The sequence below is a fragment of the Flavobacterium sp. ABG genome, assembly GCF_001027725.1.
GTDB classification, from domain to species: domain Bacteria; phylum Bacteroidota; class Bacteroidia; order Flavobacteriales; family Flavobacteriaceae; genus Flavobacterium; species Flavobacterium cupriresistens.
The window spans coordinates 1-13,584 of the sequence record NZ_LEKS01000007.1; the positions used below are offsets into that span (position 1 = coordinate 1).

The window sequence follows — 13,584 nt, forward strand, 5'->3', positions numbered from 1 at the left end:
CCCGGATCGGTTACACTGATCGTAACTAATAATCTCACATTACTTTGACAACCTGTTGTAGCGTCTAACAAGGCAGCATAATAAGTACCGCTCGTTAAAGCTGTTGTTGGTGCAATCGCTACTCCTCCTGTTGCAACGCTGTACCAAACGACATTAGCTTGATTCGTTTGAATACTCGCAAAGGTTGGTGCGTTTACCAAACAGAAATCTTGCGTGGTATCTGTAGTCGTTGGTGTGCCCGGATCGGTTACACTGATAGTTACCTGCAAACGAACGGAACTCTCACAACTGTTTAAAAGGTCTAAAACAGCACCATAATAAACTCCGCTGGTCAATGCCGCTGTTGGTGCAAAAGCAGTTCCTCCCGTTGCTACATTATACCAAACTACATTACTTTCATTTACCTGAATACTCGCAAAAGTCGGAGCATTTATCAAACAGAAATCCTGAGTAGTATCGGTTGTAGTTGGCGTATTAGGATCAATTATAACTATTGTCCCTTCCTGAAGTGTGCCGGCAATATTTTCGCAGGTTCCATCACTGGAAACGGCCACATAATATATAATTGGACTCAAGGCTTTTGTTAAGCCAGTTGCTGTTAAAACACCTGTGCCGCTTATTGCATAAGTAACTCCTCCAATAACAGCTCCATTTGTTATAGGCTGCGTTTTATTCGCATCCAAATACCACGTAAATACTGCATTTGTTAAAGTAGGTGCGGTTGGTGTCAAGGATGCCGCTATGTTATGACATACGGATGTCCCGTCAACCAGAATATCGGTCTTGATAGAAGGAGGCAGTATTGTAAATGTAATCTGTTTTCTATCTATCGCCGCGGTTTCACATAATTCATCTGAACTAACCCCTACATAATAAGTATAGGTTCCCGGTATTAAACCGTTTACAATTAATTGGGCAGTTGTTTCTCCCGCAATTAACTGACTTGTTGTTCCATCAAAACTATACCAATAATATATCGGATTTGTTAGTACCGGAGTACCACTTAAGCCAGTTGCTAAAGTTACGGTTCCAGATGGAGAACAAATAGAAGTAACTGCTCCTCCGTTTAAAGTAATATTTGTTAAAGCATTTACCGGGCTTGAAGCTCTAACCTCAACGGTTACTTCTCCTCTTGTAAAAGCTTCACAGTTGTATCTTACCGGTTGTATATAATATTTATAAATTCCTGCCGCCAAGGTAGTCGGAATAGTATAAGAAATACCGGTTGCCACAACATTACCTCCTGTTGGTGCGTCATACCATTTATAAGTTGAACAAGCTACTTCGGGTATCTGGAGCGTGACCGCCGTTCCCGGACAGACCGTGACCTTATTATTTATGTCACCCCCTACTACTTTCGTATTGGCTACTCGGTCAACGGTATGAACTCTTAAATTATCCAGTACTCCCGCAACACCACCAAAACGAATTCTAACTCTGTCATAAGGTTCAGGTTGCGAATTCACTAAAACGATAGCCATTGAATCACCTGCTAACAATTTCAAACTTAACAAGGTGCTTGTATTGTCTATCGGAGTTCCAACCGCAACATCACCTAAATAGCGTTGAATCGTAAATCCGGTAAGTAAATTAATTGCTAAAATAGTTCCCGGTTTTGAGATTACTATTCTTAAAGTATCACTTACTATTGAGGGAGTTTTAAATGCTACAGTTAAATCAGCCGCAGCAAGTGCCCCAACACCGCTGTACATAGTAGCAAAAGTACTGATATCGTTATCTGCTACATTCCATGCATCGCTAACACCCACTGTAGCAGTCAAAGCTCCTACTCCTAAATCTACTGCTCCGTAATAAATATCCTGAATATCTCCAGGAGTACATGCTACAGTAGAAACTGATCTTGTATAATAAGCATCATATACTTTTGTGCTTTGTGCTACACTTACAAGTGATGCCATTTGAATTTTTATTCCATCATAATCTTGTGGTCCGGTACCATCACTTGGAACAAAAGTAAACTCGAAAGCACTGTCTCCTGACAATAGGTTCAACAATGATCCTGAAACCGTTTGAAAAGTTCCTATGTTTACTCCATTTTTAGTTCCGATCACAGATAGGTTTTGTCCTAAGGCCAAAAGACTTAATTCAGTTCCCAACTTAACCGTTACCGGAGTTCCTTTTACAATATTGGCCGGCCATTTCAAATCTTGCCAGGTAGTCCCAACTCCTAAAAGTCCAATTCCGGTTGTAATGGTAGAGTACGTTCGAGTACTTCCGTCAACGGCATTACCCGGATTTGATACTCCTCCTGTTATATTAAACCCAAAGGTTTGTGTAGTAGCATAAACTCGTTCTGTTAATGATTGACAACTATTCAGGTCAATAACATTAATAGAAACAGTTCCGGTTCTTGTACAATTCGCATTACTTGCTACTACTGTATAAGTATAAATTCCAGGGGTGTTTAATACACCAGTTTCAAAGGCTGGTCCTACTAAAGCATTCCCTTGTGGATCAAACCATGCCAATGTTCCATCAGATACTGCGTTTAAAGCTACATTGCTTCCAGTATTCACAGATATCGAAGGTGTTACCACCAAAGTTGGTAAGGCATTGATCGTTACGGTTACCGTTTGTTTAGACGAAGGACAGGTAATTCCATTGCCCTGCGCCTGAATAGAGTAAACGCCGCTTGTGCTTACACTTGCTGCAGCGTCTGCAGTTATAATCGCATTTGACGGATCATAAAAAGTATAAGTTGTATTTCCTGAAGTATCGAAACCAACTATTGCATCTTTCAAATTAACGCTTCCACATCCTTGTAGTGGAACTGCTATTACAGTTAAAGCTGTCGTTGTTGGATAGGTAACGGTTACCTCTTTTAAATTTCCTGCCTCATTTTCGCAATTGGTTGCATTCACAACGGAAATAAAATAAGAGTAAGGCGATGCTCCAGCTGTTAAACCACTAACCGTCAAAGCATAGGTAGTTGGATTTATTGCATAAGTTTCACCTGATCCACCGGTACCCGCGTCTAAAATTGGAATAGTCTTAGCCTGGTCTCCATAATATTTAAATTGTGCTCCCACCAAAGCTGATGTCGGAGAAAGTGTAACTACTCCGGCACAAGAAGCTTCAACAGGACTTGCAATTGTAATATTTGCTGCTGTTGCAAATGGAGATACGGTCACTGTAATTGGTTCGCGAACCGTATTGATACAACCACCACGGGTTGCTTCCAGATAATACGTTGTTGACGCTGTTAAGGAAGGTGTAGTATAACTTGCTAAAGCAGAAAGCTCTATGCCTCCGGTTGCGGAGTCAAACCATTTAAATGTTTCTCCTATTGCAGTTGTACTGGCGTTCAAAGTGGCCGTTTGTCCACTGCATATAGGTGAAGAAGCTCCTGTAACAGTTGCATTTTTATATCTAAATGATGCATCATAAATATTCAGACTGGTCAGAACAGTAGCAAGTCCGTTTAATTGAACTCGAACACTGGTAAAGGCACCACCAGCTGTAAAACTAGCTTTAAAACGATTTCCTCCTAATAGTTGGATATCCACAAGTGAACTAATAGAAATCTGATCACTATTAGGAACACCTGAATTAAAACTTTGTAAAGTGATATTGGAAAGAAGACTAATATCAAGAAGTCCGGTAGGAATTCCCAATTCAACATCTATAATATCACCTGATTGACCAGAAGTAGTGAACGTTAATGTTTGCTCAATATGATCTCCTAATAATCCTAAAGGAATGTTAAGTGTTGAAGCTGTTGTTACATCCCCATCAGCAGCATTTCCATCATTATTTGAGCTACATAATAAACATATTGTCGTTCCTCCTTTAGTAACAACCTCCGAATTGGCTTGCAAACAAGAACTAATTGAAGCACTTACTACAACATTAATAGGTGTTCTTACACTACTTATACAACTGGAAAGAAGACCTCTCGCTGTAACATAATAAGTTGTATTTGCTGTTAGCACTGGTGTTACATAAGTGCTTGTGGCAGTAGCTAATAATGTCCCGCCAACAGCTGCGTCATACCAATCAAATTCAACATTCGGTTCAGGACTTGATACTTGCAAACTAACACTTTGTCCGGACTGAATGATCACATTAGACGATGCCGCAATTGGAGCAGCCGGTAATGGATTAACGGTAACGTCGACTTGCGTTCTTAAAGCGCTTATACAACTGTTAATTCCCGCTTCTATATAATAACTGGTGTTTGCTGTTAAATTTGGTGTTACGAAAGAAGTTCCCGTAAACAACAAAGTTCCAGCCGCCGCCGCATCATACCATTTATAAATTGTACCAAGCACCGGAGATTGAATGGTTATAGTTGAAGTCTGTCCGCTACAAATACTTGCAGGAACAGCAGCCACTATTGGTGCCAGCGGATTATCAATCAATACTTGTACCGCCGAGCGCTCACTATTTACACAGCCATTTCTGGTGATCTGTATATAATTAGTTACCGCCGAGGTCAAAACCGGAGTAGTATAGGATGCTGTACTGGCTAATAAATTTCCTCCTGTTAAAGCATCAAACCAAGCAATTGTTTCACCAACAGCAAGACCTGCCGTTAATGTTGTGGTTTGTCCACTACAAATTGTTGTATTTCCGGTAACAGTAGGTACTTTATATCGGTAAGCAGCCTGATAAATATTCACACTGGTTAAAAGAGTAGCCAAACCACCTAATCGAACTTCGACACGGTCAAAATTGGCACCGGCAGTTACACTGGCTCTAAATTTATTTCCTCCTAATAATTGTATACTTACTATATTATTAATTGAAACTCTATCGTTATTAAAAGTCGCTCCATTATAAGTAGCCAAACTAATATAATTCAATAAAGACAAATCAAGAAGACCAGAAGGTAATTCTAAATCAACATCTACAATATCTCCTGTTTTACCCGGATTATTAAATTGAAGCGTTTGTTGAACCCATCCGTTTACTAAACCAACAGGAACCGTTAGCTGTGCTGCTGTTGTAGCACTACCATCTACCGAATTGTTAGGATTTGTTGAAGTACATAATAAACAAAGTCCATTTAAAGTAGTGACCTGACTATTTGCCTGCAGACAACTTCCCGGCGGTGTACTTATAACGGTTACTAGTACAGGTACTCTGGTGCTGCTCACACAACTACCTGCAGCACTTTGTGCCTCTGCGTAATACGTTTTAGTGGCTGTTAGTACCGGAGTCGTAAAGGTTGGAGAATTACTAGCCAGAACGGTTCCTCCGGTGGCTACATCATACCAATTTATAGTTACTCCCGGTTCTGAACTTGTTGCGCTTAATATCGCGTTTTGTCCTGATTGTATTGTTACACTTTGTGTTAAAACTGTAGGAAGCGCAGGGACTGCTGTTGACACCACATCAACTTGAGTTCGGGTTGAACTTAAACAAGAGCCTATAACTGCTTCTACGTAAAAACTAGTAGTGCCCACCGAAACGGTTGGGCTATAGCTGCTTCCTGAAGCTAAAAGTGTTCCAGCACTTGCTGCAGTATACCAATTATAAGTAGTTCCTAAAATTGGATTTATGACAGATAAAGTGGTTTGCTGTGTACTACCACTCGAACAAATTGCAGTTCCGGTTGTACTAATTACCGGTGCGACTGGATTCGAGACATTTACAACAACCGGTATCCTCTCATTACTTTCGCAACCTGCTGCCCTTGTAACTCCAATATAATAGGTTGTATTGGCCGTTAAAGCTGGACTTGAAAAAGAGTTCCCTCCTATTAAAGCCGTTGTAGAAGTTGCCGAATCGTACCATGCCAAAGTAGTTCCCGCTGAAGGAGCTGCTGTTAATGTAATAGAATTTCCAGAGCAAACAGTCTGGCTTAAACCGCCTGTCACTGTTGGGTCTGCAAACTCTAAACGAACATCATAAATTCTTAAATTAACTAAGGCACTTAAAACACCTCCCAGCTGAATTTGAACCTGATTGGCATCACTTGTCAGCTTAAACTTTAATATTCCGGTTGTATTACCCGGAAGCAAACTTAAATTAAGCAAAGGACTATCCATTGCAACACTTGGTCCTGCATTAGTGCCATTTAACTTAGCCTGAATGGTACCCGTAGATAACAATCCTAAACTAAGTAAGCCACTGCCGTTACCAATGTAAAAGACAATTTCATCACCAGCTTTAGCTGTTTGGTTCAAGACCATTGTTTCCTGGACCGAACACAAAACCCCGACGACCGTATTCATAGTCGTAAAGGTGGTCAAACCGGGATCATTGTCGAAAGCTGCCGTAGGATTAGTTATACTTGAGCCAACACATATACCAGAAATACCATTCGTTTGTGATACTGGTCTACAGAATGTTTGCGCAAATGTTTTATTGCATAAAAACAATAAAAATAATAGTCCTAACAATCTCTTCATAAAATGGAGATCATAAAAAGTAAAATTTTTTTTCATAATTTGGAAGATTAGAAAATGGACAATAAAATACCTCTTGCGATAAGTACGTATACTTAGGCAATTCAAAAAAGCACTAATAATCAATTGATTAAAACAAAACCTAAAGCCTTAAAAACTAAGGACTTAAAATCTATTTCTTAAAAAAAATAATATTGTAATTTGGTTAAATTAAATATGCTGCCGAGCATTTCTTATTCAATGTGAATAAAAAACGGACTCAAAATTTTTTGGAATACTGACCTGGATCAATCTTCCCTATGAAGTGATTTGTTGTAGTATTAATTTTCAGCGATGAAAATTATAAGCTTGGAAGAATTGGGGAATTCTTTAAAATATTTGGTATGTTTCAATCACTATAGAAAGATGATTAGGCCTTCTATAAACTTCTTTATTTAGAGTTGACTCTAAAAAATTGAATACATTAATTTTAATAAATACTATTTCTTAATTAAAGAAATATCATTAGCATAAAACTGCTAATTAACAAACCGCTGACTGGGGTTTGAAAATACAAAATTGACGTAACGGGAAAATCTTTGGAAAAAGTTTACAATCCAATCAAAATTAAGAATCGAAGACATCTTAATTTTAATTCTGTAAATAAAGAGTAAAGCTAAAATAATAAAAACACCAAATGTAAACTCGATAAAGAAAGTAAATGTCAATTCCATAAGCAGATTAATTTAAGTTATTACTAAAATCTTCAAATTTAAAATCCTGCAAAAAAAACATAAAATTGTAACCTGTCTCTTCTTTAATGAAGTAATCAGATTACTTACTATTTAATAGGTATTTTTGAAAAAGTACAAAAAAGCATTTTGTTTAACTTTCACTACTTAAAATTATAAAAAAGGAAAATATAAAACAAGTATGTTTTTTTGAGTATACTATACTAAATTCATACTAATGAACAAAGAAATGCTCTAAATGGCATATAAATCAATAGTTTTTATACCAAAAGCGACTTCGTTTAACGTTAAAAAAAATAAAAATAGTTTTACTAAAACACAAAAAGAAAGTAAAGTATTACAAATAAAACTCGACGATTGATCAGAATAACAGCTAAAGTGCAAATTTGAAAAGTAAAACTTACAATTTAGCTCTAAAAACAGGCTGTATTGCATATTTCACAAAAAAGCACGTAGAAATACGGGGTCAAAAAAGAAAAAAAGTTTAAACAAAAGTTAAAAAACTAAAAAAAGGTAAACAATTTAACATCAATCGTTTACCTCCTCTATACTTTCAATACTTTCTAAATGGTTATGATTCTATAATCGTATTGATTTGTTTAAATAATTGCCCGTCACTTAAAAAAGCACCTTGCTGAATCAATTCAAAAATAGAAGCATTTCTGTCTTCTGTAAACACCTTTTTTCCAACTTTCATTTCAATATTGTCCGTAAACATATTGTCACTCAACCATTGTAAACCCTCTTTGGTCAGAAAATCAGTTTCAGGAACCAATGCTTTTAAAACTATTGATTGCACATGCGTTTCGAAACATTGAAACAAAAAGATATGGTTTCGGGAAAAATGCTCCAAAAATTCAGCTCTGGATAAAACACCTTCCCAGATTAAATCTGAAAAAACATCCAACTCCTGTTCTGCAACTTCAGGTTTGTTTTCTTTAATAGAATCCCACTCTGCTTTATCAATAGTTTGCGTGGCCAAAAAGTTTGAAAATTCTGCGTGTAGCTCGTCAAATTGCTCTTTTGTTAATCTTGCGTATTTCATTATTATTTTTTCAAATTAAACCCCTCTAAATAGCTTTATAAACATCTAAATTTTTAAACAAAAAAAGCCCCCTCAATTGAGGGGGCAAATTTACAATATCTTTACTCGATTAGAAAATATATCTAACACCAAATTGCATTTGCCATCTGGAGTTCAGACTGGCATCGTAGCTAAATGTTTTTGTTTGTGTATTGGTAAAGGTATAAGTTGGTGTATTTCCAACAACGGAAACACCGATAGGCTGAACACTTGTAGGCACCTGAACAACTCCCCAATCCGAATTAAGTAAATTTCCAACATTTAAAATATCAATACTAAACTGGATGGTATTCTTTTTTTCTGAGGCAGATGAGACTTTGAAATTAAAATCTTGTAAAATTTTCATATCCCATTTCCCTCTCCAAGGAGAAATTGCGCCGTAACGTTCTGCATATTCTCCTCTCCTGTCTCTTAAATAATCATCCTGCTCAATAAATTTATCAAAAGCAGCTCCTTGTGCAGCTCCCCCCGTAAATGTCATTAGTCCTATTTCAGCAGTCGTTGGGATATAAATCAAATCATTCACACCCGATCCGTCGTTATTAATGTCTCCTCCATAGGTATAGCTAAAACGTCCCCCTCTGGCATATTCAAAGAAAGTAGAAACTGTCGTAGCCCATTTATCGCGCCCGTATTTCCATTTTTTTGATGCTACACCAATAAAACGGTTGTTATCTCCATATTTAGAATTAGAAAGCACATCCTTATTTACATTTCCTAATGCAGGATTAAAAGCAAATGCATCTCCGGTAATCTCCGCTTCAATAGAGTTCACATCTTTAGACACTAAATAATTGTACGCTACACTGGCATAAAATCCATTCTCAAAAGTTTTCTGAAGTTTAATCGAACTATTAAACGCAAATCCTTTATTGGAATTCCCCATTACGTAGGCATTGTTTGTTCCTTTATCAGCCGCTGTATAAATTAGTCTGCTGTCGACACCACCTAAAGTTCCAGTCGGATCTTTTAAACCCCAGTTTTGCACATGAACACCATTAATATCTTTGTTATAAGACATATCAAGAGTTAAAATATAATTTCCTTCAAATTTATGGTCATAACCTACACTGGTTCTCCAAACTTGTGGCCATTTATAATCCGGATCCATAATCTGCAAAAAGCTATCATCAGCACCACTTACCTGGTTCCCTAACCAAACAAACGGAATTCGGCCTGTAAAAATTCCCGATCCTCCACGAAGCTGTGATGTTGCATTACCACTTACATCCCAGTTAAAACCAAGTCTTGGCGACCACAAAATTTTATCACTAGGCAAATTGGTAGAAATTAACGGTGTCACTTGTCCGTTTGACGGATCATAATATTTAATACTATAATCTCTTCCTGCTCCGCCATTATCCGTATCTATATATTTCTGAATCAGATCTGCGGTATTAAAATACAAAGGCTTATCAGCTCTTAATCCTATTGACAATTTAAAATTATCTGTGATACTCCAATCATCCTGTGCGTAAAAAGCCCACTGTCCAACGTTTAATTCTGCTAATTTCCAACCATGATCTTCACCGGCTTTAAAATTCCCTTTAGAATTATACGTATCTATTGCATATTGCATGTTCTGAGCTATGATACTTGTCGCATAGGGTTTAGCCGCATCATCCAAAAAAGCCTGCGTTGTAAAATAAGGCGTAAAGAAAGTCCCCGCATACCCATTTGGATTTCCAAAATTATCATAACCTGCTAAATTGAAAGAATTCTCGAAGTTGAATTTCTCGAAAGAAGTTCCAAAAGTAAACACATGACTTCCATTAATATAGGTCAGGTTATCAGTAATCTGAATTACTCTTTGTTTAAGTGTATTGTTGATCGAAAAAGGTTCATGACCCGCTATAATATAATTTGATCCCGATCCGTCCTGAATATTAATAACCGGAGCAGGAGATGAAAACGGATCTCTAAAGTCATTAAAATAAGTATATCCTGCCTGAAGTTTATTAGAAACAGATTCACTGAATTTTGAGTTTAGTTCCAATAAAAAAGAGCTCAGCTTATTGTTGATCTGATAACCTGCATTCTGAAATTGAAGAATAGAAGCATTTGGACCTCTGAATCCTAAAGCAGTTGGATGTGCCGGTTTATCTTTTGAAGCATCAAGAAAATTGTAAATAAGCGCCAGTTTATGATTATCCGTTATATTCCAATCCAACTTGATAATTCCTTTTGTTGAATTTGATTCATGAATAAATCCCTGATAGGCACCCGGATTGTAATTAAAGTTATTACCATTGGCGTCTTTTAAATTCATCAGCGCATTTGATACCGCAATTAAATCGGATTCTAAAACTCTGGATTCATTGATTCCGGTAACCCCATCATTATTGTTAGCGATAAAGTTAGAGCCTAAATCGTTTCTTTTATCAATTTCGAAATTCCCGAAAATGAATAATTTATCCTTAATAATCGGAGCACCTAAACTAAACCCGGCCTGAGTTTGTTCTAAAGAGGGTACAAATATTTTTTCTCCTTTAATTTTGCTTCCCGTTAAATCCTGATTTCTATAAAATACATAAGCAGTACCATGATACTCATTACTTCCGGATTTGGTAACAGCATTTACAGAAGCCCCTGTAAAACCGGATAAAGTAACATCATAAGGAGCAGTCGCCACCTGAATCTGATCGATCGCATCTAATGAAATAGGCTGAGCATTGGTTTGCCCACCCGGAGTTGCGGCGTCAAGTCCAAAAGGATTATTAAAAATCGCTCCGTTTAAAGAGTAATTGTTATACTGATCGTTTCTACCTCCAAAGGATCCTCCGCTGGCAGTCGGTTCCAAACGAGTAAAGTCTTCTGCTGATCTCGAAATGGTAGGCAAGGCGGTTAACTCTCTTCTTCCAATTGTGGTTTCAGCGCCTGTTCTTCCACTTTGAAAAACTTTATTTTTAGACACTACTTTAACTTCTTCCAAAGCCTGGCTTTCGCTGGCTAAAAGAACATCTAAATTAAAAACTTTCCCTAAATCAAGATAAACATCATTGTACTCTTGATTTTGGTAACCAACAAAAGTGACAATAATCTTATAGGGGCCGCCAATTCTCATGTTCAAAATATTAAATCTTCCATCTTCATTAGACAAAGAAGAGTACTTTGAACCCGTCGGAGTATGAATCGCCAGGATCGTAGCTCCGGGCAACAGTTCGTTGGTTGAACTTTTTACAATACCCTTGATACTCGATGTTGTAGTCTGCCCTAAACCAACAGTAAGGCTGAAAACACATAACAATAGTGCAAATAATTTTTTCATTTTCTTGGTTTTGTGTGAGTTATAATCTCAAAATTAACCAAAAAAAAATCACTCCGAGGAGTGATTCTTATATTTTATTAACAAAAAGTTAACGGTCTGTTATTTCTCTGCAATAATTTCGTACGCTAATTCAACAATAACATCTCTGTGTAAACGGATGCTAGCTGCATATTTTCCTGTACGTTTTACGATACCACTAGTGATGAATTTTCTATCAATAGCGTTACCAGATTTAGCTAATGCGTCAGCAATATCGATGTTTGTGATAGAACCAAAAAGTTTCTCTCCACCAGCTTTAGCAGTAAGTTTAATCTCTAGAGCTTTTAAAGTTTCAGCTAACGCTCTTGCATCAGCAACAACTTTAGCTTCTTTGTGAGCTCTTTGTTTTAGGTTTTCAGCTAATACTTTCTTTGCAGAAGGAGTAGCTAAAATACCGAATCCCTGAGGAATTAAAAAGTTACGTCCGTAACCTGGTTTTACTGATACTACATCATCTTTAAAACCTAAGTTTTGTACGTCTTGTTTTAAAATAAGTTCCATGTTGTTGTCCTTATATTTTAGAAGTTAGGTTCCGTTTTAACGGGAAACCAACAACTGAGTTTTTAAATTATTTTAATAAATCGGCCACGTATGGCATTAAAGCTAAGTGACGTGCTCTTTTCACAGCTACAGACACTTTTCTTTGGTATTTTAAAGAAGTTCCAGTTAAACGACGTGGAAGAATTTTTCCTTGTTCGTTAACGAATTTCAATAAGAAATCAGCATCTTTATAATCGATGTATTTGATTCCTGATTTTTTGAAACGACAGTACTTTTTAGTTTTGTTAGTTTCAATGTTTAAAGGCGTTAAATATCTGATATCTCCGTCTTTTTTTCCTTTTGCAGATTGCTCTATTGTAGACATAATAATTAAGCTTTAGTAGATTTTAATTTAGTTCTTCTTCTTTCAGCCCAAGAGATCGCATGTTTATCTAAACTTACAGTTAAGAAACGCATAATTCTCTCATCACGTCTAAATTCAGTTTCAAAAGCAATTAGGACTTCTCCAGCTACTTTGTACTCAAATAAGTGATAAAAACCACTTTTTTTGTTTTGGATTTCGTAAGCCATTTTTTTAAGACCCCAATCCTCTTTAGATACCATTTCAGCTCCTCTACTAGTAAGAAATTCTTCAAATTTCGTTACTGTTTCCTTCACCTGAACCTCAGATAAAACGGGATTTAAAATGAAAACAGTTTCATAATGATTCATAAATACAATATTTATTTGTTAAAATTGGGTGCAAAAGTAGACATTTTATTTATATATCCAACACTTTTTTACGTTTATTCGTTGTAAAGCAAAAAATAAAATCTAAATTTAGTTTTTTTACTAAAATAATAATATATTTACTACTGCTATCCTGAATTTATTCTAAATTTGAATGTTATGAAACTAAACTGTGTTGTTGTAGATGATAGTTCTATACAAAGAACCATTATCGCCAAACTAGTCAATAATCACCCAGGTTTGCATTTAATCGGTGACTTCTCGAATGCGATTGAAGCCAAAAGTTGTATCTCTTTAAATAATATAGATTTAATATTCCTTGATATTGAAATGCCTGTTATTAACGGTTTTGACTTCCTTGACGGACTAAAGTCCAAGCCGCAAATTATATTCATTACTTCTAAAGCTGAATATGCTTTAAAAGCTTTTGATTATGATGCTACCGATTATCTTCAAAAACCTATTGCCGTAGACCGTTTTAATGCTTCCGTAAAAAGAGCCATTGACATGCATCTGCTTAAAAAAGAAGTAAAAGAAGAAGAAGGTGAACATATTTTCATCAAAAGTAATCTTAAGAAACTTAAAATTTTTACTGCGAAAATCAAATGGATTGAAGCTTTTGGAGACTACGTAAGAGTAGTAACCGAAGACGACAGTAATTTGGTTCTTTCTACAATGAAATCTTTTGAGAATGATTTATCAAAAGACAAGTTTATTCGTGTACACAAGTCTTATATCATCAATATCGATAAAGTAGAACGATTTAACAGCAAATTTGCAGAAATAGGAATCACAAAAATACCTTTAAGCAGAAACAAAAAAGAAGACTTAGTGAAAGCTCTTTCTACTTCGTCTTAA

6 protein-coding genes and 1 pseudogene are annotated in these 13,584 nt (G+C 36.4%); 1 reads left to right on the plus strand and 6 read right to left on the minus strand.

Annotation, left to right across the window (positions count from 1 at the left end):
• From AB674_RS08885 to rpsF, 6 genes and pseudogenes are all read right to left on the minus strand, one after another.
• A pseudogene (locus AB674_RS08885) lies at positions 1-6,413 on the minus strand (hypothetical protein); the annotation flags it as partial.
• Positions 6,414-7,676: 1,263 nt separating this feature from the next.
• Positions 7,677-8,150 (minus strand): DUF6495 family protein, encoded by a 474-nt coding sequence (locus AB674_RS08895; protein WP_047775811.1) that lies wholly within the window; start codon positions 8,148-8,150, stop codon positions 7,677-7,679.
• 109 nt (positions 8,151-8,259) lie between these two features.
• On the minus strand, positions 8,260-11,457 hold the full coding sequence (locus AB674_RS08900) for a TonB-dependent receptor (protein WP_047775813.1): 3,198 nt from the start codon (positions 11,455-11,457) through the stop codon (positions 8,260-8,262).
• Positions 11,458-11,556: 99 nt separating this feature from the next.
• Positions 11,557-11,997, minus strand: coding sequence for a 50S ribosomal protein L9 (gene rplI, locus AB674_RS08905; RefSeq protein ID WP_047775815.1), 441 nt, complete (start codon positions 11,995-11,997; stop codon positions 11,557-11,559).
• Between the two features lie 67 nt (positions 11,998-12,064).
• Positions 12,065-12,361 (minus strand): 30S ribosomal protein S18, encoded by a 297-nt coding sequence (gene rpsR, locus AB674_RS08910; protein WP_002987043.1) that lies wholly within the window; start codon positions 12,359-12,361, stop codon positions 12,065-12,067.
• 5 nt (positions 12,362-12,366) lie between these two features.
• Complete coding sequence (rpsF, locus tag AB674_RS08915) at positions 12,367-12,708, minus strand: 30S ribosomal protein S6 (protein WP_047775818.1); 342 nt, start codon at positions 12,706-12,708, stop codon at positions 12,367-12,369.
• A 177-nt stretch (positions 12,709-12,885) separates the two neighbouring features.
• Between rpsF and AB674_RS08920 the strand changes: the two genes are divergently transcribed.
• Positions 12,886-13,584 (plus strand): LytR/AlgR family response regulator transcription factor, encoded by a 699-nt coding sequence (locus tag AB674_RS08920; protein WP_026729423.1) that lies wholly within the window; start codon positions 12,886-12,888, stop codon positions 13,582-13,584.